The following is a 25,644-nucleotide window of genomic DNA, read 5'->3' on the forward strand; positions in this document are numbered from 1 at the left end:
CAGGGCGGCGCCCTGGCCCGCTGGTACTTCGCGATGCAGGGGGGTGCCGGTGCGCTGTGGTGGGTCGGAGTCTTCACCGTTCCGGGCGTGCGTCGGGCAACGCTCGGCGGGCTCGATCCCGTGCTGATCGCTGCGTTCGACGTGCCGCTCTTCGTCTGCGCATCGCTGCTCGCGGCCGTCGGCCTGCGCTGGGCGGCATGGATCGCGGTGCCCTGGACGCTGCTGGTGGCCCTCGGCATGGCCGCGTACTCGACGCTCACCGGGCTCGCGGGGTGGGGCGCCGTCGCGATGGTCGCCGCAGCACTCGGCAGCGCCGCCGCGGGAGTGCTCCTCAGGTACGGGCGCGTCCCGTCCGAGCGGTTGCTCGTCGGCCCATTCGCCTTCCGCGAGGCGGAGCGGACGACGGATCGCCGCAACCTCGCACGTACCGGGCGTCAACTGGCCGTGTTCTGGGTCTGCTTTCTCGCGCTGCTGCCCCTCGCCATCGCGGCGATCGAGGCGCGGTGGGGCCTGAGGATCGCGTTCCCGGTCCCCCTCGGCGTCGTCGGCGGCGGCTGCTTCGCGGCCGGAAGCGCGCTCGGCATCTGGTCGGCGCTCACGATGTCGACGCGCGGAGCGGGAACGCCGCTGCCGTCGGCGACGGCGCGACGCCTCGTCATCGCGGGACCGTATCGATGGGTGCGGAACCCGATGGCGGTCGCCGGCATCGCGCAGGGCATCGGAGTCGGCTGCATGCTCGGCTCGTGGATGGTCGTCGTGTACGCGCTCGCCGGGTCGTGCGTCTGGAACTGGGTGATCCGCCCGCACGAGGAGGCGGATCTGCTGGAGCGCTTCGGCGCCGAGTTCGACGCATACGCCCGCGACGTCGCGTGCTGGGTCCCGCGTCGTCCTCGGGCGCTGCCGCGCTGATCTCAGCACCGTCGAACACGCGGGGATTATCGGACGTTGTAAAGGGCAGAGCAGAGGTTCTCAGGCGCGACGACCGAACGTCTCCGGGGCGACCGGGCGCAGCCGCCTCGGCAGCTTCTCGACGACGAGCAGATACGATTCCGTGACCAGATCGTCCAGCAGCTCGGGAGCGAGTGAGCCGCCACCGGTGATGGTGATCCAATGCTTCTTGTTCATGTGGTACCCCGGCGCGATCTCGGGGTATGCCTCCCGCAGCACGTTCGCGTCGGCCGGAGCAGATTTTAGTGTCACGATCGGCGTGCCCCGCAGATCGGAGATCAGCATGAAGACCTTGCCGCACACCTTGAAGACCTCGAACTCCGGGCCGAAGGGGTGCTCGAGCACTGCGCCCGGCAGCTCGTTCGAGCGCAGCGCCGCTCGCTCCTGCATCGTCTCACCGTCCACGATCCGATTCTCATGCATGCGATGCACGCACGCCAGCTCGTGCACAGGCCGAGCACGACGCCGATACCCGTGCACCGCGGATCCAGGGCGCACATGGAAATTGCAGAGGTCGCCCGGCCATCGCTAATCTGATGTAAGCAAGGATGGCCTAAGTTGCTCGAAGCGACCGACTCGGAAACGCCTCATCCACTTCGATCGATTCAGGATCCGCCCCATGCCCTCAGCCGCCCCCGCGCCCGCCTTGCGCGTGCCCGTCACGCTGAGCGGGGAGCATCTCGATCTCGGGTACGGCAAGAACTCCGTCGTGCACGACGTGTCGATCTCGCTGCAACCGGGTCGCGCGACCGCGCTGGTGGGCCCCAACGGCAGTGGCAAATCCACGCTGCTGCGCGCGCTCGCGCGCCTCCACCCGTCGCCGAGCGGCGCGGTCACGATCACGGGTGCGGGAAGCTCGGAGCCGCGGCCCGTCTCGATGCTCACCGCCCGTGAGTTCGCGCACGAGGTCACGCTCTTCTCGCAGTCGCGCCCAGCGCCCCAGGGTCTCACCGTCGGCGAGGTCGTCGCCTTCGGCCGCCACCCGCATCGTCGCCGCTTCGCCGGGCTCGCCGAGGCCGACCGCCGGGCGATCGAGCACGCACTCGGCGCGACCGGCGTGAGCGACATGGCGACGCGCCCGGTGGGCGAGCTGTCGGGCGGTGAGATGCAGCGCGTCTGGCTGGCGGCCTGCGTCGCGCAGCAGACGGGGGCCGTACTGCTCGACGAGCCCACGAACCATCTCGATCTGCGGTACCAGATCGAAACGCTGGACCTCGTGCGCGACCTCGTCGAGGAGACCGGCGTGGCCGTCGGCATCGTGCTGCACGACCTCGACCATGCCGCACGCGTCGCAGACCATCTGATTCTCATGGACCAGGGGCGCGTTCGCGCAGCCGGCGCTCCCGCCGAGGTGCTCACCGCCGAGCACGTGAGCGAGGTCTACGGCATCGACGTCGAGGTGGAGGTCGACGAGCGCACCGGTCGCGTGCGCGTCGACCCCGTCAGTCGGCACGCCCCGCGGATCGCCCGCCAGGTGGTCGCGACCGGCGGCTTCCGCTCGTAACTCGTCTCAGCCTCACCCGAATCCGCACCCTTCCGAGAGGACCTTCATGATCCGCGCATTCCGCACCGCAGCCGCAGCTGCGGTCGTCACCGCCGTGGCGTTCACCGCCGCGGGCTGCGGCACGACATCCGTCGACGCCGGCGGCGCCGACGCACCCCCGGCCACGTCCGAGGCGTGCCAGAACGACACGACGACCACGGCGACCGGCCCGGTCGAGCTCACCGACGGCGTCGGCCGCACGGTGAAGCTCGATGCGCCCGCCGAACGCGTGGCCGTACTCGAGTGGCAGCAGGCGGAGGACGCGATGACCCTCTGCGTCGCGCCCGTCGCGGTCTCCGACCCCGAGGGATACTCCACGTGGGTGAGCGCTGAAACGCTCCCGCAGGACGTCATCGACCTCGGCACGCGCGGCGAGCCCGATCTCGATGCGCTCTACGGAGCGGACCCCGACCTCATCATCGTCGAGGCGTTCGAGGCCGATGCCGACATCGTGCAGACGCTCGAGAAGGAGAGCGATGTGCCGGTGCTCGTCACGGTCGGCGCCGATGCCTCCGACCCGATCGGCAACATGAAGAACGTGTTCTCGCTCATCGCCGAGGCGACGGGCCGCACGGAGCGCGCCGATCAGGTGCTCGCCGACTTCGACCAGCACCTCGCCGACGCGAAGGCCGAAGTTGCGGACGCCGATCTGCCCACGACCGACTTCGTCTTCTTCGACGGCTGGATCGAGGGCAGCAACCTCGTGATCCGCCCGTACGGCGAGGGCGCGCTCTTCACCGCGTTCGGCGAGGAGCTCGGCCTCACCCCGGCGTGGAATGACGACGTCAACGAGGCGTACGGCAGCGGCGGCGTCGATCCCGCCTACGGCCTCGCGCAGACCGACCTCGAGGGCCTGACGGCGGTCGGCGACGCGAACCTCTTCTACTCGAAGGAGGGCGAGTGGGCCGACGAGCTCGAGCAGAGCGCGATCTGGAGGTCGCTCCCCGCCGTCGAAGAGGGACGTGCGCAGGCGTTCCCCGCGGGCGTCTGGGGCGCGGGCGGGCCGCTTTCGGGCGAGCAGGCCGTCGACGCCTTCGTCGACGTGATCCTCCAAAAGTAACGGGCGCAGGATCGCGATGACGGCGAGCACCGCTCCGGCGACCGCGGCGGCGCGCGGCACGGGAGCCTCGAGCCTCGCCGCCCGGGACCTCGGCCTGCGCGGAAGCGCCAGCGGAATCGCGGTGCTCGCCGCGCTGCTCCTCGGCGTCGTGGCCGTCGGAGCCTGGCACATCACGCAGGGCACCTCGGGCGTGGGTGTCTGGGACCTGATCCGCTACGCCGGCGGTGCTCGGGAGACCGTGAACGGCGTGCCCGTGGGCGACGTGCTCACCGGCTCCCGCCTCCCCCGCCTCGCGGCCGGCGTCGCCGTCGGCGTGGCGCTCGGGGCAGCCGGTGCGCTGCTGCAGTCGATCACCCGCAACCAGCTCGCCTCACCCGACACCCTCGCCGTGACCGCGGGCTCGTACTTCGCGCTCTCCGCGGTCGCGGCGTTCGGCCTCTCCCTCCCCCTGTGGGCCTCGGGAGGCGTCGCATTCATCGGCGGGATGGCGGCGGCCGCGCTCGTGCTGGCCCTCGCCGGCAGCACCGCAGGCACGGGAACGACCCGGCTGATCCTGGCCGGCTCTGCCCTCGCGATGGCCCTCGACGCCGGCACGGCGATGCTGCTGATCCTGTTCAAGGAGAACACCACCGGCCTCTTCGCCTGGGGCAGCGGCTCGCTCGCGCAGCTCAACATCGACGCGTCCGTCAGAGCGGCTCCGCTCATCGTCGTCATCCTCGTGGTGGCACTGCTCCTCGCCCGTCGCCTCGACGTACTCGGGCTGGGCGATGACACCGCCTCGGCGGTGGGGGTGCCGATCCGGGCGACCCGGCTCATCGCGGTGGTCTGCGCCGTGCTGCTCACGAGCACCGCGGTGATGCTCGCGGGCCCGATCGCGTTCGTCGGCCTCGGGGCGCCCGTGCTCGCCCGGCTCATCGCAGCCAGAGTGCGACCCGTCGGCCGGCATCTCCTGCTCATTCCGGTTTCGGGGCTGCTCGGCGCGCTCCTCATCCTGCTCGCGGATGCGGGCCTCCGCGCCATCCTCGGCGCGGAGGGCGCAACCTCGGTGCCCACCGGCATTCCGACCGCACTGCTCGGCGCAGTCGTCATCGTGGTGCTCGCGCTCCGCATGCGCGACGCCGGGAGCGTGCGCAACCCGCCCCAGGCGAAAGCGCCGGGACGCTCCCGAAGGCGGCTCGGCATCGTCGTCGCTGCAGCCGGCGTACTCCTGGTCGTCGCCGCCGTCGTGGGCCTGCTCGCGGGCAGTCTCTGGCTCCGCACCGGCGATCTGGCCCTCTGGGCGCAGGGGCTCGCACCCGACCTCGTCGCCCGCGCCATCGACGAGCGCGTGCCGCGCGTCGCAGCAGCGCTCCTGGCGGGGGCCGCCCTCGCACTCTCCGGCTGCGTCGTGCAGTCGACCGTGCGCAACCCGCTCGCCGAACCGGGTCTGCTCGGCATCACCGCCGGCGCCGGCCTCGGTGCGGTCATCGCCGTCACCAGCGGCGGCGGGCGGCCGTTGCTCATCACGCTCGCCGTCGTGTTCGGGCTCGCGACCTTCGCGCTCATCGCCCTGCTCTCCTGGCGCGGTGGGATGCTGCCCGATCGCTTCGTGCTCATCGGCATCGGCTGCGGCTACGGCCTGACCGCGCTCACGACATTCCTGCTGCTGCGCGCCGACCCCTGGAACGCCCCGCGCATCCTCACCTGGCTCTCCGGAACGACCTACGGGCGCTCGCTCGGCGACGTGCTGCCGGTGACGATCGCGCTGGTCGTCGCCCTGCCGATCCTCATCGGGCTGCGCCGCCACCTCGACCTCCTCGCAATCGACGAGGACACGCCCCGCATTCTCGGCGTCGGTCTGGAGAAGACGCGCTTCTCGCTCCTCGCCATCGCGGCCGCACTCGCGGCGGTCAGCGTGGTCGCAGTCGGCGTCATCGGGTTCGTCGGCCTCGTCGCGCCGCACCTCGCGCGCGCCATCGTCGGAGCCCGGCACACGCGCATCATCCCGGTGTCGATGCTGCTCGGCGGGCTGCTCGTCTGCGTGGCCGACACGCTCGGGCGCACGCTCATCTCGCCGGCGCAGCTGCCCGCCGGGCTCATGCTCGCGCTCATCGGCGCGCCCTACTTCGTGTGGCTGCTGCGCCGCTCGGCGTGAGTGCCCGCGGCCTCCGCGAGGAAGTCGAGGATCAGCGCCGTCACGAGCTCCGGCTTCTCGTCGATGAGTCCGTGGGTGGTTCCCGGCACGATGCCCAGCCGCGCGTTCGGTAGTGCCGAAGCGATGTGCAGCGAATGCATCGGTCGCACGGTGTCGCGGTCGCCCGCGAGCACGAGCGTCGGCGCAGTCGCGCTCGCGAGATCCCCCGGGTCGATGTGCGGCTCGGTCGTCCACAGCCGCACGCACTTCTCCCACACGACATCGGCGTGCGCGGGGCCGTCGGGTGACAGGCGCTCGTAGGCGAGGCGCTCAGGGCTCACGCGATCCTGCGCTCTCGTGAGCTCTGCCGCAGCAGGTCGCGGCAGCGGGGCAGGATCGGCCCGTTCACCTCGGGGTCGCGGTCGTAGGCGGATGGATCGAGATTCGCACTGATCGCGGTCACCGTGCGCACGCGCTCGGGGTGCCGCATCGCGAGGAGCAGACCGATGATCGCACCATCACTGTACCCGACCACGTGCGCGTCGGCGAGACCGTGGGCGTCGAGGTACGCGATCGCATCGTCGAGGCCGCGCTCGTACGTGTACTCGCCGGGGATATCGGGCGACCGACCGTGCCCCGGCCGCTCGTACGCGTAGACGCGATGGTCTGCGGCGAGCGCGCCCGCGATCGGCGCGAGCGACTCGAGCGAGCAGAACCCGCCGTGCAGCACCACGACGGGTTCGCCCGACCCCGACACCTGTTCGTGCAGTTCGATGCCGCCGATGCTCACGGAGCTTCTGCGTCGCGTCATCGCGGGCTACCGCCAGTTCCTGGCGAGGCGACGCAGCTTGCGACCTCGCCAGCGCCACATCACGGCGAGAGCGGGCCGGAACAGGGGCGCGAAGGCTCCGCCGATGCGCAGCTCGTCGGTCCAGACGGCGCGATGATCCGAGGCCCGAGATCGTGAGATCGTGATCTCGTGCCGCCAGGTGTCGAGCAGAGCCAGCGGGCCCGACAGCGGCTCCCCATGGTCGCGCATCGTGCGAGGCCAGTCGGCACCCGAGGGGGCGGCGACATCGGTGATCCGGATCAGCTGCACGCCGACGGGCAGCACGCCGAGGCCGCGAAGCCGCGCTCGCATCTCCGTGCCGGTCGTCAGGGTCTCGGGGAATGCGCGCTCGGGCTGCATGACGAGGATCGGGGCGTACAGCTCCGCTGCGACGCTCGGGTCGTGCAGTGCGCGCCAGGCGACGTCGGGCGGGCAATCGGCTTCGAACTCGGTGCGGATGCGCATGGGACCAGTCTGCACCCGGCAGATGCGAGCGGGCCGCGGAGTGAGTCACCCCGCGGCCCGCTTCTCAGTGGAGTACGCCTACTTCGCGACGAAGTAGAGGCGCTTGTTCGCGAACTCGCCGATGCCGATCGGCCCCATCTCGCGACCGAAGCCCGAACGCTTCACTCCGCCGAACGGAATCTCGGCAGACTCCGCGGCAATGATGTTCACGTGGCTCATGCCGGTCTCGAGACGCGAGGCGACCCGCGCCGCACGCGCCTCGTCGGTCGAGAACACCGAGCCGCCGAGACCGAGGGCGCAGTCGTTCGCGAGCTCCAGGGCCTCCTCGTCGCTCGACACCCGGTAGACCGTCGCGACCGGTCCGAAGATCTCCTCGCCGTACGACTCGGAGTCGCGCGGCACGTCGACGAGCACGGCGGGCGAGTAGTACGCCGCGGGCCCCTCCGAGAGCACACCGCCCGCGAGCAGCTTCGCGCCCTCCGAAACGGCCTTCTGCACCTGAGCGTCGACGGTCTCCGCTGCAGCACGCGAGGAGAGCGGCACGTACTGGCCCTCCTGAAGGTCGAGCTGGTCACCAGGCTCCAGGCCCTCGGCGAGTTTCACCAGCTCGGCGACGAACTCGTCGTAGATGTCGTCCATCACGATGAGGCGCTTGTTCGAGTTGCAGACCTGGCCCGCGTTGTAGACGCGGAAGTCCCACGCCTGCTTCGCGACGTCGGCCACGTCATCGGAGTCGAGCACGACCATCGCATCGATGCCGCCGAGCTCGAGCACGGCCTTCTTCAGGTGCGACCCGGCCTGCGCACCGATGATGGCTCCGGCCCGCTCCGAGCCCGTGAGCGAGACGCCCTGCACGCGCGCGTCGGCGATGATGGTCGCGATCTGGTCGTGCGACGCGAACACGTTCTGGTAGCCGCCGACGGGAACGCCGGCCTTCTCCATGATCTCCTGGATGGTCAGCGCCGAACGGCCGCAGACGTCGGCGTGCTTCAGCAGGATCGTGTTGCCGAGCACGAGGTTCGGGGCCGCGAAGCGGGCCACCTGGTAGTACGGGAAGTTCCACGGCATCACGCCGAGCAGGGCGCCCACGGGGCGGTGCTCGATGTACGCCTTCCCCGGAATGGTGCTCGGGATCTCGTAATCCGTGATCAGGCTCGGGCCGTGCACCGCGTAGTACTCGATGATCTGGGCGGCGAACTCGACCTCGTCGATCGACTCGGCGATCGACTTGCCCATCTCGAGCGCGATCAGGCGAGCGAGCTCGTCCTTCCGCTCCAGAAACAGCTCGGCGACTCGCTTGACGACAGCGGCGCGCTCCTGCACGCTCCGCTCCCGCCATTCCCGGTATACGGCGTCGGCGCTCGTGAGCGCCTCCTCGATCTGCGCATCGGTGGCGGCCTCGAACGTCTCGAGAACCTCACCCGTGGCAGGATTCTGCACCCGGTACTTGGACATGAATATCGTTCCTCCAGTTAGGCGGCGCGTCGACGCGCCAGGAGCGGCATGAGTCATGCCGATCCGGACACCACTGTACCGAGCGGAAAGCAGCTGCGGCAGAGACTCGCGTTCTCCACCCCGCGGCGGATGCGTCTCATTCCCGCGGCGGATGCCGGCCCTTGCACCGTCTTCTACGCTGGGAGACATGGAACCCCAAGCCATTCTCATCCTGGTCATGACTCTCCCCGGCGTGATCGCCGCCATCGTCACCGCGCTTTACGCGAAGCGCATCAACGTGGCGATCCGGGCTCAGCGCGCTGCGCGTCTCGCCGCGCGCGACGACGCGACCACCACAACGCGATAGCCGCGAGCGCGAGCGCGATGCCGACGACGACGAGGTCGGGCACGGCTCGCGAGTGCTCCAGCACCCACCCCTCGAGGCGCATCTGATCGGAAGCGCCGAGTACGCCGCCCAGGGTCGTGGTGCCGTGGGTGACCAGCATGAAAACGCCGATGCCGATGGTGAGCACGCCGCCGACGATGCCGGTCCACGTGTTGCGCCACGGCCCGATGCGCACCTCGCGCGGCCGGACGATGCGGCGAACGAACGGCAGCCGCGTCCACATCAGGCTCAGCACGACGAGCGGCAGCGCCATGCCCGCGGCGAACGCCAGCAGCGTCACGCCGCCGAGCAGCGCGTTGCCCGAGACCGCTGCCATCGTGAGCACGGCGCCGAGCACCGGCCCGGCGCAGACCCCGGCGATTCCGTACACCGTGCCGAGCGCGTAGACGGAGAGCGCGGTCGTGCCGCCGCCGCCCTCCCGCCCGCGCATGAACGGCAGCGGGATGCCCAGCAGCAGCATCGCACCGAGCAGGATGATGACGATCGAGGCGACGAGCACCAACCCCTCGCGGTTGGCGTTCACGAACGCGCCCAGGGTGCCGGCGAGCACGCCGAGCGGGACGAGCGTCGTGATCAGACCGAGGTAGAAGACTCCCGTGCGCGCCAGCATCGCGCCGGGCGAGGTGAAGGCGTATGAGAAGAACGCGGGGAGCAGCATCACGGAGCAGGGGCTCAGCAGGGTGAGCACTCCGCCGAGGAACGCTCCGAGCAGACCGAGCTCCACGGTTCAGGCGGCCGAGTCGGGCGCCGCTTCGATCGCGGTGTCGAGGAACTTCCGAAAGGCATCGATCGGCTGCGCACCGGAGAGCGCGTCGGTGCCGACCGCGAAGAACGGAACTCCGGTGACGCCGAGCTGCTGCGCGGTCGACGTGCTCTGCTGCACCGCTGCCCGCAGCGCCGGGTCCTCGAGATCCGCCTTGAACTTCGCGATGTCGGGCACTCCGACCTCCTTCGCGAATCCGATCAGCTGACCGACGGGCAGATCGGGGTGCCCCTCCGGGGGTGCCGCGGCGTACACGGCATCCAGGTATTCCATGAACTTGCCCTGTTCGCCGGCGGCCCGGGCTGCGACCGATGCCGTCTCCGAGGCCTCCCCGAAGAACGCGACATCGCGCACTTCGATGCGCACCTCGCCGGTCTCGACGTACTCCTCGACGAGGGTCGGCAGCGTCTCCTGGTTGAAGACTGCGCAGTAGGGGCAGCGCATGTCGGTCCACTCGACGAGCACCACGGGCGCATCGACGTCTCCGATCGCCATGGGGTCACCGGGATCGCGCGTGTCGAAGCCAGTTGGGGCCGATGCGTCATCCGGCCCCTCATCGCCGGCGCCGGCTGCCGCCTCGCCCTGCTTGGCGGCCGCGCCGAAAGAGCTGCCTCCCGCGTTCATCGACGCTTGCGCGAAGATCACGACGCCGAGGAAGACGATCACCGCGGCCGCGAGGAACAGCCAGGATTTCAGCCGGCGATCGGACGTTCGAGACTTCGATGATTGCTGCGACACGCGCCTAGGATACAAGATGTATCCCTGCGCGCCTGAGTCGGGTCTGGGAGGGCGGAGAATGGAGGCATGCCCGATGCTCCCATCGATTCCGACTCCGCCGCCTCCCGCGCGTACCGCGCCATCCTCGACGGCATCCTCACGGGCGCCCACACGGGTGGCAGCATGCTCAGCGAATCCGCCATCGCCGATTCGGTGGGCGTGAGCCGCACTCCCGTCCGAGCGGCCCTGATCCGTCTGCAGGATGAGGGATGGCTGACCATCTTCCCGAAGCGCGGTGCCCTCGTGCGCGAGGTGAGCGCGCAGGCGGTCGCCGACCTGGCCCAGTCGAAGGTCCTGCTCGAATCGGGGGCCGTGCGCTCAGCGTGCTCGACGCTGCGCCGCCGCACGGCCGAGTCGTTGCGCGAGCAGCTCGCGGAGCAGCGGGAGACTCTCGAGGCGCGAGACTTGCCCGGGTTCGTCGAACTGAGCATCGACTTCCATCGCTCATTCGTCATCGCGGCACGCAACGCGGTGCTCACCGAGCTCTACGATCGATTGGCGGATCGCCAGCGCTTCTTGCTCTTCAGCTACGGGCAGCGGCTGTTCGATCGCAGCGACGAGATCCTCGCCGAGCATGCGGCGATGCTCGATGCCCTGGCCGCGGCGGGAGCACCGGTCGGAGCGCCGGTCGAGGCGGTGGGGGGAGACGCGGACCCGACCGAACCGGCACTCGCCCGCTTCGAGGCGCTGCTGCGCCACCACCTGAACGAGACCTACCGACTCGACCCGTAGCACGGGCCTCGCGACACGCGTCTCGCGTCTTGCGCGACTCGGTTCACGCAGGGTAAGGCTCTGCCCGCAGCAACTCGGCGAGATGCGCCGCGTTCGCGGCGGCGGTGCGAATCGTCGTGGCGACCGCTTCGGGAGTCTTATCGAGCTCGCGGTAATCGGTGCCGCTCATGGCGGCGCCGTTCCAGTAGACGGCCGACTGTGCGGGGATCGTGAAGCCCGTGTCGCCGAGCGCCTGCGAGAGAATGCCGCAGATGTGGTGCGCGCCGTCCTCATTGCCGACGACGACCGGGATCGCCACCTTGCCGAAGAGCGTCGGGCGACCCGATTCGTCGGTCGCGGAGATCTCGGCGTCGAGCCGTTCGAGCACCCGCTGGGCCACGCTCGAGTGCTGGCCCAACCACGTGGGGGTGACGAAGACGAGAACGTCGGCCTGCATGACCGCTTCCCGGATCTCGGGCCACGCGTCGCCCTCGCCCATGTCGTTCTCGACGCCGGGGAGGATTCGGTGGTCGACCGCGCGGATCGACGATCCCTGCACACCGTGCTCCTCGAGCGCCTGCAGCACCTGCCCGCCGAGCACGTCGCCGCTCGACGGCTGAGGCGAAGGCTTCAGCGTGCAGTTGATGAGCAGCGCCCGCGGCGCGGCGATCAGGGCTTCGTCATGGGCATCAAAGGTGGTTTCATATCCTGACATGGTGCGAGCGTACGGCTCGGCCGGAGGGCGATATCAGGGGGTTTCGCATTCTTCATGCTCGCGCTAGCGGGTGAGGATCGCCGAGCGTGGAATGCCGCGGAAGTCTCGGCACTTTCACGGCTGGCACCGCTAGTTTCAGTACTCATGGACGACAGACCCGGTCATAGTACGAAGCTCACCCTCTCGGTCCGCATGGGGGGTGAGCGATGACAGGGGAAATCTGGGGCCTCCTCGCGGGGGTCCTGCTGACGCTCGGAACGGGCGTCTTCGTGGCATCCGAGTTCGCGCTGGTGAACCTGGACCGGCCCGAACTCGAACAGCGCCGCACGCGCGGGGAGCGCCGACTGGGCCCGACCATCTCGGCGCTGAAGATCACCTCCACGCACCTCTCGGCGGCCCAGCTGGGCATCACGCTGACGACGCTGCTCGCGGGCTACACCTTCGAGCCCGCGATCAGCTCGCTGCTGCGCGAACCGCTGATGAGCGTCGGCGTCCCCGAGGCGGGCGTCGTAGGAGTCGGCGCGGTCGTCGCGATCGTGCTCGCGACGCTGTTCTCGATGATCTTCGGCGAGCTGATTCCGAAGAACTTCGCCCTCGCGGTTCCCCTCGCGACCTCCAAGACGGTCATCCCGCTCCAGATCGCGTTCACCTTCATCTTCCGCCCCGTGGTCGCCCTGCTCAACGGCACGGCCAACCGCCTGATCCGATCGATGGGCGTCGAGCCGAAGGAGGAGCTCTCGGGGGCCCGCACCGCTGAGGAGCTCAGCTTCCTCGTGCGCCGCTCGGCGCTCGAGGGATCCCTCGATCACGACGAGGCGACCATGCTGCACCGTACACTCTCCTTCTCCTCTCGCACCGCGGAGGATGTGATGACACCGCGCGTCGTAGCCGAGATGCTGCCGCGCACCGCGACGGCTTCCGAGGTCGTGGCGCGAAGTGTCGAGACCGGCCACTCCCGCTACCCGATCTTCGATGAGAGCGTCGACGACATCGTGGGCATCGTCCACGTGAAGTCCGCCTACGGAGTCGACTTCGAGCGCCGCGAATACACGTCCGTCTCCGAGATCATGTCGGAGCCCGTGCGCGTGCCCGAGGCCGCCGGCGTCGAATCGCTGCTCGAGGTGCTGCGACAGCGCAGCTACCAGATGGCCGTCGTGGTGGACGAGCACGGCGGCACCGCGGGTGTCGTCACGCTGGAGGACCTCGTCGAGGAGCTGCTCGGCGAGGTGCGCGACGAGCACGACGCGCTCCCCGAAGACGTGGTGGTCAGCGGCGATGAGATCTTCTTCCCCGCCTCACTTCGCCCCGATGAGCTCTGGGACCGTCTCGCGATTCGCGTGCCGGAGAGCGAGGAGTACGAGACGATCGCCGGGTACGTGCTCGACACCCTGGAGCGCATCCCCGATCTCGGCGAGGAGCTCGAGCTGACGCACGGCACGCTGCGCGTCGAGGAGTTCGACGGCTCGCGCATCACGCGCCTGCGCTATGCGAGCTCCGACCGGGAGAACGATCCCGCCTTCAACACGCGGAACAAGGTGATCGACGCATTCGAGCAGGGCCGGCAGGCCGCGAATCAGGATCAGCCGACCGCTCAGCAGGGCCGACGTCAGGGAGTGGAACGATGAACGAGTACCTTCCCGGCCTGATCTGGCTCGTCGTCCTCCTGGTGGTCAACGCCTTCTTCGTCGGCGCCGAGTTCGCCGTCATCTCGGCGCGCCGATCGCAGATCGAGCCTCGCGCCGCCGCGGGCGGCAAGGCCGCCAAGACCACGCTCTGGGCGATGGAGCACGCGACCCTCATGCTCGCGACGAGCCAGCTGGGCATCACAGTCTGCTCGCTCATCATCCTGAACGTGTCGGAACCCGCGATCCATCACCTGCTCGAGATCCCGCTGCTCGCATGGACGGGCCTCACCGCTGAAGCGGTATCGATCACGGCGTTCATCGTCGCGCTCGTGCTGGTCACGTTCCTGCACGTCGTGTTCGGCGAGATGGTGCCGAAGAATCTCGCGTTCTCGGTGCCGGATCGCGCGGCGCTCCTCCTCGCACCGCCGCTGGTCTTCGTGTCGAAGGTCGTCGGCCCCCTCATCCGCTCGCTCAACTGGGTCGCCAACGGCTTCCTGCGTCTCTGCGGCGTGCAGCCGAGGGACGAGGCGAACACGGCGTTCACGATCGACCAGGTCGCGAGCATCGTCGAGCAGTCGACCCGCGAGGGAACGCTGGAGGACACGAGCGGCACCATCTCGGCCGCGTTCGAGTTCACCGAGAAGCACGTCTCCGACGTCGAGGTGCCGCTCGACTCGCTCGTGCGCCTGCCCCTCGACGCGACCCCGCGACAGGTGCAGCAGGCGGTCTCCGAGCACGGCTACTCGCGGTACGTGCTGCACTCGGCCGATGGCACGCCCGAGCGCTACCTCCACCTGAAGGACATCCTCGACCTCTCTGCGGCGTCGGAGATCAACGCCCCCATCCCGGCGGATCGCGCGCGCGAACTGCCGACGGTCGCTTCCGATGCCGAGGTCGAGGAGGCGCTCGAGCTGCTGCGGGAGCGCGGGGCGCACATCGCTCGCGTGAGCTCTGGAACGGGAGGCTTCACCGGCGTGCTGTTCCTCGAGGACATCGTCGAGGAGCTCGTGGGTGAGGTGGAAGACACCGCGCACGCCCTGTAAGCCGCGCGAAGGCCCCGCGATCCGTCAGGATCCCGGGGCCTTCTGCGACGAAAGCGCGTTTCCGGCTCTCCTCTGATGACGACGGAGCCCGAAACGCGCTTTCGCGCCCTGCTCTCCGACTGTTACGCGGAGGCCACGACCACGATCGGGTCGGTGGTCGGGGCGCCCGTGGGCGACCCGCCGCGATCCTCGACCGTCACCGCCAGCGCATCGCCCGGTGCGAACCCTTCGGCGAGCACCGCAGCACCGCCGTTCGCATCGGCGTGCATGACGCCGAGCGAGATCGGCTGGTCGCCCCGCACGATCCAGAGCTCGTAATCGTGGTTCTCGGGCGCCGGCTCCATGCCGTCGGTCATGAACACGGCCTGCTGCGTCGAATCCGACCAGTGCAGTGTCGCCTCACCCGATCCGACATTCACCGTCTCCGACTGCGCGTCGGGAGCCGCCTCGACCTGCTGCAGCGCGACCGACACCGGGTCCTGAGGCGCCATGCCCCCGCGCATCGGAAGCGCGAGCGCGATCGCGAGCAGCACCGCGACCGATGCCGCGAGCCCGAACCAGGCCTTCTTCCGACGCGAGCGCGTGAACGCGAGCTCGGGATCCTCGGGCTCCTCGACCAGCTCGGGCACGAGATCATTCGCACGAGCGGGTTTCGGATCCGCGACCGGCGCTGCTGGGGCAGCGGGCGCCGCCGAACGGGTGGAATCCGCCGAACCGTCTCGGAACCCGCCGCTCTGGTCGGCTTCGAACTGCGGCGACCGGGCGATCAGATCGAGGATCGCGGCACGCGCTGCACGGGGCGGCGCGACCTCGCCGATCGACGATGCCAGCGCTGCGACGGTCTCGCGATCCTCGTCGACGACCGGAAGCCACTCCGGGTGCGCCGCCAGCGCCTCCGAGAACGCCTGCTCCTCCTCCGGGGAGAGCGCATGCAGGGCGCGGGCAGCGGAGAGCTCGCGGAACTGTTGCTCGTTCATCGCGTCGCCTCCATTTCTTTCCTGAGACGGGTCAAGCCGTCTCGAATCCTTGATTTGATGGTGCCGAGCGGGGCTCCGAGGAGCACTGAGATCTCGCTCTGGCTGTAGCCGCCGAAGTAGGCGAGCACGATCGCGCGGCGCTGGGGCTCGGGGAGTTCGTTCAATCCGTGCACGGCGCGCGTGCCGTCGATCATGAGCTCCACCTCGTCGTCGACGCCCGGCTGCGGCGAGGCCACGTCGCGGACTCCCGCCGCGAGATCCCGGCGCCGCGACGCCTGCGAGGCCCGCACGCGATCGACGGCGCGCCGGTGGGCGATCGTGAGGAGCCACGTGCGGGCGCGACCCCGATCCGGGTCGAAGGAGTCGGCGGTCTGCCACGCCTCGAGAAAGACCTCTTGCAGCACTTCCTCGCTCTGCGACCGATCGACCAGGACCCTGAGGATCAGGCCGAACACGCGAGCCGACAGCAGATCGTACAACTCTGCGAATGCGCGCTGGTCTCCCACCGCGGCACGTGCGAGCGCCCTGTCCGCCGGATCGACGCTCGCGCCGTCCTCCGGTATCTCCACCCCGTCAATGACCATCACACTTAGCATGCCTCATTCACCTCCACTCCGCCTTCGTCACGTGCATGCGAGTCTCCATCCGTTATGCGATCGCGGCCTACCCGAACGTGAACGAGTACACCTGCACGCCCTCCGGCACCGTCACCTCGAGCACGCCCTCGGCCGGATCATCCGCTTCGACCAATCGGTAGGAGCGCGGCGTGCCGTCGATCTCGATCGAGCGGGTCTCGCCGCCCTCGATCGCGACCTCGATCGTTCCGCTGCCCGCGACCACCGCGCGCACCTCCTGCCCCCGGTAGTCGAGGCGGATCTTCGCGTCCGCGCCATCCGCGCCGCTCGTCGGCGTCACGTACTGGGTCTCAACCGCCCACCGGCCGTCGAGCGCGAACGTGTCCTGCTGCTGCTCCTCGGGGAACTCGTACTCCCCCTCGCCTGCGCGGTACTCGCCGGGCCCCGCGAAGTTGCGATCCTTCGACGAGCCGAGGAAGGTCTCGGGGGTGGTGCTGCCGAGCTCGGGAGTGGCATCGGAGACGTTCGTCTCCTCGGGGAGCTGCTCATCGGGGTTCGCATCCTCGAGCAGTTCGCGCATGAGCTTCTCGGTGGTCTCGTAGTTGCCCTCGCCGAACGAGATGTGCCGAACGGTGCCCTCCGCGTCGATGAGGTAGTGCGCGGGCCAGTAGCGGTTGCGATAGTTCGTCCAGGTCGAGAGGTTGTTGTCCATCGCCACCGGGTACTCGATGCCGAAGTCCTCGATACCGGCCTCGACGTTCGCCTGCTCCTTCTCGAATGCGTACTCGGGCGAGTGCACGCCAATCACCTGAAGACCCTGGTCGCCGTACGTCTCATCCCACGCGACCACGTGCGGGATCGAGCGCTGGCAGTTGATGCAGGAGTACGCCCAGAAGTCGATGAGCACGACCTGCCCCTTCAGCTCGTCGAGGTCGATCGCTTCACCACCGGGCGTGTTCAGCCAGGTCTCGATGCCCTTGATCGAGGGGGCCTTGCCGCACGAGGCCAGCTCCTCGGCGTCGTTCGCGCACTTGTCGAGGTCGCGGTTCTCGTCGGTGACGAGTCCGCCCAGGTTCAAGGCGCTCTGACCCGCCTCGCTCTCGGCGAGATCCTTCTGAATGCCGGCGGTGTAATCGGGGAGCAGGCGCTGGAGGGCCTGCGGCACGTTGAATGCGAGCCCGACGGCGAGCGCGATCAGGGCGACACCGCCGACGATGCGCAGCACGCGCTCGCGCTTGCGGAAGCCGCGGATGCGCTGCGCCACCTTGCTGCCGGCGAGCGCGAAGACGAGCAGCGGCACCGCGACGCCGAGGGCGAAGGAGACCGTGAGCAGCACGGTCTCGATCCCGATCTGCCCGGTCGCACCCGCGACGATGATCGCGGCAAGCACGGGCCCGGCGCACGGCACGAACACCGTGCCGAGGGCGAGGCCCATGCCGAATCCGTTGCCGCCCTCGCCGACCTTGCGGCGGGGCAGACGCTGGAAGGGCTTCTCGAGCAGCTGCTCGAAGCCGGGGAAGAGCATGCCGACGCCGATGATCAGCAGCACCGCGACGCCCGCCCAGCGGATCGCGCTCTGCGGAATGTTCAGCAGACCCAGCAGCAGCGAGCCGAGCAGCGTCACCACGGAGAAGCTCAGTACGAGTCCCGCGATGATCCAGAACGGGCGGCTGCGCTTCGCCGGGATGACCTCGGGAGCTTGGCCCGGAGCCGCCGGCTTGGCGCCGGCCGTCAGGAAGATGACCGGGAGTACCGGCAGAATGCACGGAGAGATGCCGGTGATGAGTCCGCCGAGCAGACCGATGAGCACGATATCCATGAGAAGCCTTCCTGTTGCGAGGTATTTCGGAGCGGAAGGTCATTCGGATGGGCGAGCCGGCTGCATCGTGAGGAGCGCCCGGCGCAGAGGAAGGGGTCGAAACTCTTTCGAGGTTTTTTCCATCCGACCCCGAGAGGGCTCCGAAGACGTTTGCAAGCCGCGGAAAACTGCGGATCTCATCTGAGGAGGAACCATGTTCACCAAGAAGAAGACCCTCGGCGCCGCGTTCGCAATGACGCTGGTCGGCGCCGCAATGCTCACCGGCTGCTCGATGGGAGCGTCGGACGAGGCAGCTGAAGACCAGTCGACGGAGCAGATGGAGGAGTCGACGCCCATGGAGGAGTCGACGGAGTCGTCGGACGCCATGGATCCGGCGGCGAACCTCGTCGGCCCCGGTTGCGCGGCCTACGCTGAGGCAGTGCCGGACGGCGATGGATCGATCCAGGGCATGTCGCAGGATCCGGTAGCCGTCGCAGCATCGAACAACCCGATGCTGAAGACGCTCGTCTCAGCAGTCAGCGGCCAGCTGAACCCTGACGTCGACCTCGTCGACACGCTGAACGGTGATGAGTTCACCGTCTTCGCACCGGTCGACGACGCCTTCGCCAAGATCGACGCGGCCACCATCGACACGCTGAAGACCGACAGCGACATGCTGACGAGCATCCTCACCTACCACGTGGTGCCCGGCCAGATCGAGCCGGCAGACATCGCGGGCATGCACACCACTGTTCAGGGTGCGGATGTCGAGGTGACCGGTTCGGGTGACGAGCTGATGGTCAACGATTCGAACGTGATCTGCGGCGGCGTTCAGACCGCCAACGCGACCGTCTACCTGGTCGACAGCGTTCTGATGCCCCCGGCCGAGTAATCTCGCCGGCTGCAAGACCCGGCATGGGATCGCGGTGGCGCGATCCCATCGCCTGCAAGACCAATGTGCCCGTCGCTCGCACAGGAGAGGCGGGCACATTGCTGTGCCGATGCGAAGCGCTCGCGGTCGCTTCCGAGACCGCGAGCGCTTCGCCGTGCTCGGGCGGGCTACACCCGCACGAGCATCTTGCCGATGTTTCCGCCGCGCATCATGTCGAGGAACGCGTCGACCGTATGCTCGATGCCGTCGACGATCGTCTCGTCGTACGCGATTCTGCCGGCGGCGAACCACTCGCTCATGCGCCGCTGGAACTCGGGCGAGTGCTGCAGGTGCTTGCCGACGGTGAACCCCTCGAGCTTCAGCGCGCGGGTGATGAGGTTCGCCATGTTGTCGGGGCCCGGAGCCGTCTCCGTGCTGTTGTACTGGGAGATGGCGCCGCAGAGGGCGGCGCGCCCGTCGTCGTTGAAGGCGTCGAGCGCCGCTTCGAGGTGATCGCCGCCGACGTTGTCGAAGAAGACGTCGATGCCGTTCGGCGCAGCCTCAGCGAGCAGGTCGCGCACGTCGCCGTCCTTGTAGTTGAAGGCCGCGTCGTATCCGTACTTCTCGGTGAGCAGCGCCACTTTCTCGGCGGATCCCGCGGAGCCGATCACCCGCCCCGCTCCGAGGAGCTTCGCGATCTGCCCCGCAGCCGTGCCCACCGCTCCCGCGGCGCCCGAGATGAAGACGGTGTCGCCCTCGCGCAGCCCCGCGATGGCGGTCAGGCCGACGTAGGCGGTGAGGCCGGTCATGCCCATGATGTGCAGGCGCAGCGACAGCGGCGCGCCCTCCACCTCGGGTACGACGCGGAACGTGCCGGCGTCGGCCTGCACCAGGTCGGACCATCCGTGCTGATGCAGCACGACCGCGCCCTCCGGCACATCGTCCGAGGCGGAGGCGACGACGCGGCCGATCGCACCGCCCTGAATCTGCTCGCCGAGCGCGTACGGCGCGACGTAGCTGCGCGTGTCGTTCATGCGCCCGCGCATGTAGGGGTCGACCGAGACGAACTCGTTGCGCACGCGCACCTCTCCGGGCTGCAGTTCGTCGAGCTCGACCCGCACGGTGCGGAAGTCTTCGTGCGTCGGCCAACCGCTCGGGCGCGAGACGAGCTGGATCTGAGTGCTGATGGGTGCGGTCACGTGAAACCTCCAGGTGTACGGGCGATGGCGCGCCCTCGGGTGCCGGGCCCTCGGGACCCCGCTATTCGGAACGGTCGTTCCAACATATACTGGAACGACCGTTCCTGAAAGGCGCATCCATGGCACGCACAGCTTCGTTCGACCGGCGATCCGTCGTGAGTGCTGCCATGGACGTCTTCTGGGCCGCCGGATACGAGGGCGCGGCGATCTCCGACCTCGAGCGGGCCACCGGGCTTCGGCGCTCGAGCATCTACAACACCTTCGGCTCCAAGCGGGGCCTCTTCGACGCCGCGGTCGAGCAGTACCTCGAATGCGTCATCCGCCCGAGATTGCAGCCGTTGCGCTCTGCGAGCGTAGGGCCCGAGGCGATCGTCGCGTACCTCCAGGGGCTGCGCGCAGTGCTCGCGGACCCCGCGTCCCTCTCGGCGCGCAGCGGCTGCCTGCTCATCAACACGGCGGGGGCTCCCATCGGCGACGATGCAGCGGTCGCGGCGACCGTCGCCGCCTACCGGAGCGAACTGCACGACGCGCTCGCACGCGGCATCGCGGCTCGGCTGCCCCACCTCGAGGTCGACGCGGCGGATCGCGTGACCGCTGCCTGCACCGGCCAGGTGGTGGCGGCCCTCGCGCTCGCGCGCATCGACCGCCAGGGGTCGATGGCGGCGATCGACACCGCGCTCGCGCTCGTCGAGGCCGCGTAACGGGGATTGTCGGCGGCCGCTGCGAGAATGCAGCCATGCTCACCACGTTCGCAGTCTCGGGGTACCGGTCGCTCGTCGAACTCATCGTGCCGCTCGATCAGCTCACCGTGGTGTCCGGCGCGAACGGCACCGGCAAGTCCAACCTGTACCGCGCGATGCGGCTGCTCGCGGCCGCCGGCGAGGGGCGCATCATCGGTTCGGTCGCGCGCGAGGGCGGCCTCGCGAGCGCCCTCTGGGCGGGCCCCGAGGTGCCGCGTCGCGCGTCGGGGCCCGTGCAGGGCGCCGCACCGCGCCGTCCCGTCTCCCTCCGACTCGGCTTCAGCTCCGACGAGTTCGGCTACCTCACCGATCTCGGGCTCCCGCAGGTCGACTCGGGTCGCAGCTTCTTCAGGCAGGATCCGGAGGTGAAGCGGGAGCAGGTCTTCGTGGGGCCGTTCGCGAGGCCGGCTTCCGTGATTGTCGATCGAACCCGGTCAGCTGTGCGCGTGCGAGACACCGAGTGGCGCATGCTGTCTCAAACGCTCGGCCCCGGCCAGAGCGTGCTGCTCGACCTCGAGGATGCGACGGCGCTCCCCGATACGCTGCGTCTGCGCCATCGGATGGCGCAGTGGCGGTTCTACGACCACTTCCGCACCGACCGCGACGCCCCCGCTCGAGCTCCGCAGGTCGGCACGCGCACGCGCTGGCTGAGTGATGACGGCGCCGACCTCGCAGCGGTCTGGGCGACGGCGATCGAGGCGGCGCAGGATCGCGATCTCGCCGGAGCGGTCGGCGACGCGTTCCCGGGGTCGCGGGTCTCCATCGACGTCACGGCCGGAGTGTTCCGGTTGATGCTGAGCCAGCCGGGCCTCCTCCGGCCACTCTCGACAGCGGAACTCTCCGACGGCACGCTGCGCTATCTCCTGCTCTGCGCGGCGCTCCTCCCCGCCGACCCACCGCCGCTGATCGTCGTCAATGAGCCCGAGGCGTCACTGCACGAGAGCTTGATCCCGCCGCTCGCCGCGCTGATCGAGGCGGCCGCGCGACGCACGCAGGTCATCGTCGTCACGCACTCGAGCGTGCTGCGCCGCGCGCTCGAAGACGCGGGATCATCGATCGAGCTTGTCTCCGACGGCCTCGGCACGGAAGTGGCGGGGCAGGGTCTCCTCGACGTGCCGCGCTGGGAATGGCCGAAACGGTGAGCCGCAGATCGGAGGGCGTCGCGGCGGCGCGCGTCCTGGTCGGCACGACCGTGATCCTCACCCTTCTCTCGACCTACGCGCAGGGCGACGGCGGCCGCAATCCGTTCGATTTCTTCGGGTACTTCACGAATCTCACGAGCGCGCTCTCCGCCGCCCTGCTCGTCGCTGTCGGCAGCATCGCACTGCGGAGGCGCGCCGCACCGCGGTGGTTCGCGCTGGCGCGGGGAGTCTCGGTCGCCTGCATGCTCATCGTCGCAACGATCTACAACGTGCTGGTGCCCGGCACGGGGTCGGCACCGCCGTGGGTCAGCGCAATGCTCCATCTCGTGTTCCCCGCACTGCTGCTGCTCGACTGGATCTGCATCCACGACCGCCCTCCGCTGCCGTGGCGCACCCTCTGGGTCGTGCTCCCGTACCCGCTCGCCTGGCTCGCCGTCGTGCTCGTGCGCGGCGCCACCGACGGGTGGGTGCCGTACGGTTTCCTGCTGCCCGAGCGCGGAGTCGGCGCGCTGCTGGCGACGTGCGCGGGCCTGCTGGTCGCTCTGATCGCGAGCGGCGCCCTGGTCTGGGCGCTCAGCCGAATACGGCGAAGCCCCGAGCCCCACCGGCTCTGACAGGAGAGCCCTCGACAGCGTTCCCGCGAAGAGGCCGTGCACAGCGATCCTGCGGAGTGCTCCCAGCCCGAATCAGTACAGTTCCCGAGAAGCAGCGGGCGGGTGGCCCGAGCGTGAAGAGGAACGAGGCCGGGTGCTGCCGATCGTCGACATCATCATCGTGGTCGTACTCATCGTGTCCACGCTCGCCGGAGTGCGATCGGGGTTCTTCTCCGTGCTCGGAGCCCTGGCGGGTCTCGTCGCCGGTGCCGCGGTATCCCCCTGGCTGCTGCCCATCATCGCGCGCGAACTGCCCGAGAACGGGTGGCGCAGCGCAGCGGTCATCGGTTCGGCGATCCTCCTGCTCGCTCTCGGGGCCTGGATCGGTTCGGCCATCGGCGCATTCCTGCGGCGCGGTGCGGATCGCCTGAAACTGCGTGCGATCGAGCGCCTGCTCGGCGGAGCACTCGGCCTCGTCGCGTCGGTGACCGCGGTGGCGCTCATCGGCGCCGCCATCGCCTCGTCGGGCGTGCCGGTCGTATCCTCCGCCGTCGCGTCCTCGACGGTGCTGCGCACGCTCCAGCAGTGGACGCCGAAGCCGCTCACCGATGCTGCATCCCGCCTGCACGCCGCAGTGCTCGGCGACACCGTGATCCCGACCGTGGACGCCCTGCTCGATTCGGACCTGAGCACCGAAACGCCGGCGGAGACCATCGACACGGATGATCCCGCGCTCGCCTCCGCAGCGGCGTCCGTGGCGCGCATCTCCGGGATCGCCTACGGCTGCGGCACGATGCCGTCGGGCACGGGATTCGTCGTCGCCGAGGATCGCATCGTGACGAACGCCCACGTCGTCGCCGGCATCGAGACGCCGCTCGTCGAGCTGCCCGGAGAGCCGGCGCGGGACGGCACTGTCGTGTACTTCGACCCTGTCGACGACCTCGCAGTCATCGCCGCCGACGTGGACGCGACCCCGCTCCCCATCGACGACTCGCTCGTGCCGGGAAGCGGCGGGGCGGTGCAGGGATACCCGTACGGCGGCCCCTTCACCACCGTCACCGCCGGGGTGCTCGCGACGCGCGATGCACCGATCTCCGACATCTACGGTTCGTCCACCGCCCCGCGCTCGATCCATGTGCTCTCCGCGGACGTGCGGCCCGGCAACTCCGGCGGACCGCTGCTGACGCCCGAGGGCGGCGTCGCCGGCGTCATCTTCGCGCGCGACACGGAGCGCGCCGGGGTCGGGTACGCGATGACGCTCGCCGAGCTGCTGCCGGTGCTCGCAACCCTCGACACGGCTCAGGCACCGGTGCCGACCGGAGCCTGCCTGAACGACTGAACGCGGAACCCGGCAGAAGCGCTCAGTCTCAGCGGGGAGGCTCGGGCCGCAGGAGCGTGCGCACGAAGGGCAGGAAGCGGTCGACGCGATCGGGGAGCGACCCCCAGCGATCCGCCATCCCCGCCATCATCTGCGCTCCGACGTACAGCTCGTTGATGATCTCAGCCAGGAGACGCGGAGGTTCGGTCGAGGTGATCGACCCGTCGGCGACGCCGCGTTCGATGAGCGCGGCGGCGTTCGCCTGCCACGTGACGTACGAGTTGTGGCCGTGGTCGCGCAGCGCCTCGGGCAGGGAGTCCACGAGCTGGAGTCCCGCCTGCACCAGACGATCGGTCGCCATGAGGTCGGCGAGGCGCTGGAGCATGACGAGGATCGTGTCGAAGCCGTTGCGACCGACGGCGAGCTCCTCGTCGAGCGCGGCGCGCATGCGCTCCTGCTGCACCGCGAGCACGGCTTCGGCGATGTCGTACTTGTTGCCGAAGTGGAAGTAGATCGATCCCTGGCTGGCCCCGGCCTCGTCCGAGATGTCCTTGAGCTTCGCCTGGTCGTACGGGAGCCGTGAGAAGACCCGCCCCGACGCCTCGAGCAGCGCCATGCGCGTCTCGATGCCGCGCCGCTGCTTCGTTCCAGCGCCCTCGATGTGTGGTGCCATCGGCGCCCCCTCGATATCACTGCCTCGACCCGAACGATCGAGCCCGTTCCAACATAGCCGTCCCTCCCGGGATCATCACTCATCCCTCCGCGCGCGGCTACACCAATCGTGCGGCACTGACAAGGCACTCACCCGGGCCGCGCAGAACTCTCACAGTGGACGGAGGAGGCATGAGATGAGAGCAATGACGTATCGCGGCCCCTACAAGGTACGCGTCGAGAACAAGCCCGAGCCGAAGATCGAGCACCCGAACGATGCCATCGTCAGAGTGACTCGGGCAGCGATCTGCGGGTCGGATCTGCACCTCTACCACGGACTGATTCCCGACACTCGCATCGGGCATACGTTCGGGCACGAGATCGTCGGGGTCGTGGAGGAGGTGGGTTCGTCGGTGACGAGCCTCTCCCGAGGAGATCGCGTGATGGTTCCGTTCAACATCTCGTGCGGGTCGTGCTACTTCTGCGCTCGCGGGCTGCTGTCGAACTGCCACAACGTGAATCCGAACGCGACGGCCATCGGAGGCATCTACGGCTACTCGCACTCGGCGGGCGGGTACGACGGCGGCCAGGCGGAGCTCGTGCGCGTACCGTTCGCCGATGTCGGCCCCTCGATCATTCCCGAGTGGCTCGGCGATGATGATGCGCTCATGCTGACGGACGCCTTCTCGACGGGGTACTTCGGTGCGCAGCTCGGTGAGATCGCCGAGCGCGAGACGGTGCTCGTGCTCGGCGCCGGGCCCGTCGGGCTCGCAGCGGCCCGCTCCGCATGGTTCATGGGGGCAGGGCGCGTGATCGTGGTCGACCATCTCGATTACCGACTCGAGAAGGCCAGAAGCTTCGCATACGCCGAGACCGTCGCCATTCGCGACCACCGAGACATCGTGGTCGAGATGAAGCGGCTCACCGATGGCCTCGGGGCCGATGTGGTCATCGACGCCGTCGGCGCAGAGGCCGATGGGAGCGCATTGCAGCACATCACTTCGGCGAAACTCAAACTGCAGGGCGGGTCTCCCGTCGCGCTCAACTGGGCGATCGACTCCGCGCGCAAGGGCGGCCGCGTCGCGGTACTGGGTGCGTACGGGCCCCTCCCGTCTGCGATCCGCTTCGGCGACGCGATGAACAAGGGCCTGACGATCCGGGCGAACCAGGCACCGGTGAAACGGCAGTGGCCCCGTCTGCTCGAGCACATCCGCAATGACGACGTGCACCCGGGCGAGCTGCTGACGCACCGCATTCCCCTGGAGCACATCGCCGAGGGGTACCACATGTTCTCCGCCAAACTCGACGACTGCATCAAGCCCGCGATCATCACCGGAATGGAGTAAGC

General features: G+C 69.3%; 26 protein-coding genes. 13 read left to right on the plus strand and 13 right to left on the minus strand.

Translation table 11 applies throughout. From position 1 onward, the window contains the following. Window positions 1-33 precede the first annotated feature (33 nt). Window positions 34-909 carry a methyltransferase family protein gene (locus PQI23_RS02540; protein ID WP_339971252.1) on the plus strand — a complete coding sequence of 292 codons (876 nt, stop codon included), beginning with the start codon at window positions 34-36 and terminating at the stop codon, window positions 907-909. Between the two features lie 60 nt (window positions 910-969). On the opposite strand, the gene PQI23_RS02545 is transcribed toward PQI23_RS02540, so the two are convergent. After that, on the minus strand, window positions 970-1,353 hold the full coding sequence (locus tag PQI23_RS02545) for an MmcQ/YjbR family DNA-binding protein (protein WP_339971254.1): 384 nt from the start codon (window positions 1,351-1,353) through the stop codon (window positions 970-972). A gap of 214 nt (window positions 1,354-1,567) precedes the next feature. Here PQI23_RS02545 and PQI23_RS02550 point away from each other — a divergent pair, with 214 nt between their 5' ends. Genes PQI23_RS02550 through PQI23_RS02560 form a run of 3 tightly spaced genes read left to right on the plus strand, consistent with a single transcriptional unit; the run spans window position 1,568 to window position 5,685 of the window. Next, a complete protein-coding gene (locus PQI23_RS02550) occupies window positions 1,568-2,452 on the plus strand; it encodes an ABC transporter ATP-binding protein (RefSeq protein ID WP_339971256.1) in 885 nt (294 codons plus the stop codon). Window positions 2,453-2,498: 46 nt separating this feature from the next. Then, window positions 2,499-3,551 carry an iron-siderophore ABC transporter substrate-binding protein gene (locus tag PQI23_RS02555; protein ID WP_339971258.1) on the plus strand — a complete coding sequence of 351 codons (1,053 nt, stop codon included), beginning with the start codon at window positions 2,499-2,501 and terminating at the stop codon, window positions 3,549-3,551. 16 nt (window positions 3,552-3,567) lie between these two features. Next, entirely contained in the window at window positions 3,568-5,685 is a 2,118-nt protein-coding gene (locus PQI23_RS02560) for an iron ABC transporter permease (protein WP_339971260.1), read from the plus strand. Here the strand turns inward: PQI23_RS02560 and PQI23_RS02565 are convergent. The 6 genes from PQI23_RS02565 to PQI23_RS02590 form a co-directional block, all read right to left on the minus strand. Further along, window positions 5,652-6,005 carry an alpha/beta fold hydrolase gene (locus PQI23_RS02565; RefSeq protein WP_339971262.1) on the minus strand — a complete coding sequence of 118 codons (354 nt, stop codon included), beginning with the start codon at window positions 6,003-6,005 and terminating at the stop codon, window positions 5,652-5,654. The two genes, PQI23_RS02560 and PQI23_RS02565, sit on opposite strands and share 34 nt — an antisense overlap. Next, window positions 6,002-6,454 carry an alpha/beta fold hydrolase gene (locus tag PQI23_RS02570; RefSeq protein WP_339971264.1) on the minus strand — a complete coding sequence of 151 codons (453 nt, stop codon included), beginning with the start codon at window positions 6,452-6,454 and terminating at the stop codon, window positions 6,002-6,004. Before PQI23_RS02570 ends, PQI23_RS02565 begins: the two co-directional genes overlap by 4 nt. Window positions 6,455-6,481: 27 nt before the next feature. After that, window positions 6,482-6,958: a hypothetical protein gene (locus tag PQI23_RS02575; protein WP_339971266.1), complete on the minus strand. Its 477-nt coding sequence runs from the start codon at window positions 6,956-6,958 to the stop codon at window positions 6,482-6,484. Between the two features lie 78 nt (window positions 6,959-7,036). Further along, window positions 7,037-8,413 carry an NAD-dependent succinate-semialdehyde dehydrogenase gene (locus PQI23_RS02580; protein WP_339971268.1) on the minus strand — a complete coding sequence of 459 codons (1,377 nt, stop codon included), beginning with the start codon at window positions 8,411-8,413 and terminating at the stop codon, window positions 7,037-7,039. A 272-nt stretch (window positions 8,414-8,685) separates the two neighbouring features. Further along, the gene (locus tag PQI23_RS02585; RefSeq protein WP_339971270.1) at window positions 8,686-9,522 is read right to left on the minus strand and encodes a cytochrome c biogenesis CcdA family protein; all 837 of its coding nucleotides are present in this window, start codon (window positions 9,520-9,522) and stop codon (window positions 8,686-8,688) included. Between the two features lie 3 nt (window positions 9,523-9,525). Next, window positions 9,526-10,299, minus strand: coding sequence for a DsbA family protein (locus tag PQI23_RS02590; protein ID WP_339971272.1), 774 nt, complete (start codon window positions 10,297-10,299; stop codon window positions 9,526-9,528). Window positions 10,300-10,365: 66 nt separating this feature from the next. Between PQI23_RS02590 and PQI23_RS02595 the strand changes: the two genes are divergently transcribed. Beyond that, the gene (locus tag PQI23_RS02595) at window positions 10,366-11,070 is read left to right on the plus strand and encodes a GntR family transcriptional regulator (RefSeq protein WP_339971274.1); all 705 of its coding nucleotides are present in this window, start codon (window positions 10,366-10,368) and stop codon (window positions 11,068-11,070) included. Window positions 11,071-11,113: 43 nt separating this feature from the next. Here PQI23_RS02595 and PQI23_RS02600 read toward each other — a convergent pair whose 3' ends face one another. Continuing rightward, the gene (locus PQI23_RS02600; RefSeq protein ID WP_339971276.1) at window positions 11,114-11,764 is read right to left on the minus strand and encodes a flavodoxin family protein; all 651 of its coding nucleotides are present in this window, start codon (window positions 11,762-11,764) and stop codon (window positions 11,114-11,116) included. A gap of 206 nt (window positions 11,765-11,970) precedes the next feature. Here PQI23_RS02600 and PQI23_RS02605 point away from each other — a divergent pair, with 206 nt between their 5' ends. Both PQI23_RS02605 and PQI23_RS02610 read left to right on the plus strand, forming a co-directional pair. Continuing rightward, a complete protein-coding gene (locus PQI23_RS02605; RefSeq protein ID WP_339971278.1) occupies window positions 11,971-13,389 on the plus strand; it encodes a hemolysin family protein in 1,419 nt (472 codons plus the stop codon). Further along, on the plus strand, window positions 13,386-14,432 hold the full coding sequence (locus PQI23_RS02610; protein WP_339971280.1) for a hemolysin family protein: 1,047 nt from the start codon (window positions 13,386-13,388) through the stop codon (window positions 14,430-14,432). Before PQI23_RS02605 ends, PQI23_RS02610 begins: the two co-directional genes overlap by 4 nt. A gap of 122 nt (window positions 14,433-14,554) precedes the next feature. Here PQI23_RS02610 and PQI23_RS02615 read toward each other — a convergent pair whose 3' ends face one another. From PQI23_RS02615 to PQI23_RS02625, 3 genes are all read right to left on the minus strand, one after another. After that, window positions 14,555-15,409, minus strand: a complete 855-nt coding sequence (locus PQI23_RS02615; RefSeq protein ID WP_339971282.1) for an anti-sigma factor — start codon at window positions 15,407-15,409, stop codon at window positions 14,555-14,557. Next, window positions 15,406-15,993 (minus strand): ECF RNA polymerase sigma factor SigK, encoded by a 588-nt coding sequence (sigK, locus tag PQI23_RS02620; RefSeq protein WP_339971815.1) that lies wholly within the window; start codon window positions 15,991-15,993, stop codon window positions 15,406-15,408. Before sigK ends, PQI23_RS02615 begins: the two co-directional genes overlap by 4 nt. 79 nt (window positions 15,994-16,072) lie before the next feature. Then, the gene (locus PQI23_RS02625; RefSeq protein ID WP_339971283.1) at window positions 16,073-17,803 is read right to left on the minus strand and encodes a cytochrome c biogenesis protein DipZ; all 1,731 of its coding nucleotides are present in this window, start codon (window positions 17,801-17,803) and stop codon (window positions 16,073-16,075) included. Window positions 17,804-17,996: 193 nt separating this feature from the next. Between PQI23_RS02625 and PQI23_RS02630 the strand changes: the two genes are divergently transcribed. After that, window positions 17,997-18,674: a fasciclin domain-containing protein gene (locus tag PQI23_RS02630; protein WP_339971285.1), complete on the plus strand. Its 678-nt coding sequence runs from the start codon at window positions 17,997-17,999 to the stop codon at window positions 18,672-18,674. A 167-nt stretch (window positions 18,675-18,841) separates the two neighbouring features. Here the strand turns inward: PQI23_RS02630 and PQI23_RS02635 are convergent, their stop codons facing one another. Next, complete coding sequence (locus PQI23_RS02635) at window positions 18,842-19,852, minus strand: NADP-dependent oxidoreductase (protein ID WP_339971287.1); 1,011 nt, start codon at window positions 19,850-19,852, stop codon at window positions 18,842-18,844. A 119-nt stretch (window positions 19,853-19,971) separates the two neighbouring features. Between PQI23_RS02635 and PQI23_RS02640 the strand changes: the two genes are divergently transcribed. The 4 genes from PQI23_RS02640 (at window position 19,972) to PQI23_RS02655 (ending at window position 23,666) form a co-directional block, all read left to right on the plus strand. Next, on the plus strand, window positions 19,972-20,553 hold the full coding sequence (locus PQI23_RS02640) for a TetR/AcrR family transcriptional regulator (RefSeq protein ID WP_339971289.1): 582 nt from the start codon (window positions 19,972-19,974) through the stop codon (window positions 20,551-20,553). 35 nt (window positions 20,554-20,588) lie between these two features. Further along, window positions 20,589-21,734: an AAA family ATPase gene (locus PQI23_RS02645; protein WP_339971291.1), complete on the plus strand. Its 1,146-nt coding sequence runs from the start codon at window positions 20,589-20,591 to the stop codon at window positions 21,732-21,734. After that, window positions 21,731-22,348 (plus strand): Pr6Pr family membrane protein, encoded by a 618-nt coding sequence (locus PQI23_RS02650; RefSeq protein ID WP_339971293.1) that lies wholly within the window; start codon window positions 21,731-21,733, stop codon window positions 22,346-22,348. Before PQI23_RS02645 ends, PQI23_RS02650 begins: the two co-directional genes overlap by 4 nt. Window positions 22,349-22,481: 133 nt before the next feature. Then, the gene (locus PQI23_RS02655) at window positions 22,482-23,666 is read left to right on the plus strand and encodes a MarP family serine protease (RefSeq protein WP_339971295.1); all 1,185 of its coding nucleotides are present in this window, start codon (window positions 22,482-22,484) and stop codon (window positions 23,664-23,666) included. Between the two features lie 28 nt (window positions 23,667-23,694). Here PQI23_RS02655 and PQI23_RS02660 read toward each other — a convergent pair whose 3' ends face one another. Further along, entirely contained in the window at window positions 23,695-24,318 is a 624-nt protein-coding gene (locus PQI23_RS02660; protein ID WP_339971297.1) for a TetR/AcrR family transcriptional regulator, read from the minus strand. A 175-nt stretch (window positions 24,319-24,493) separates the two neighbouring features. Between PQI23_RS02660 and PQI23_RS02665 the strand changes: the two genes are divergently transcribed. Next, window positions 24,494-25,642 carry a zinc-dependent alcohol dehydrogenase gene (locus PQI23_RS02665; RefSeq protein ID WP_339971298.1) on the plus strand — a complete coding sequence of 383 codons (1,149 nt, stop codon included), beginning with the start codon at window positions 24,494-24,496 and terminating at the stop codon, window positions 25,640-25,642. The last annotated feature ends 2 nt before the right edge of the window (window positions 25,643-25,644 follow it).

It is taken from the genome of Leucobacter sp. USCH14, from assembly GCF_037619215.1.
In the GTDB taxonomy this organism is placed as follows: domain Bacteria; phylum Actinomycetota; class Actinomycetes; order Actinomycetales; family Microbacteriaceae; genus Leucobacter.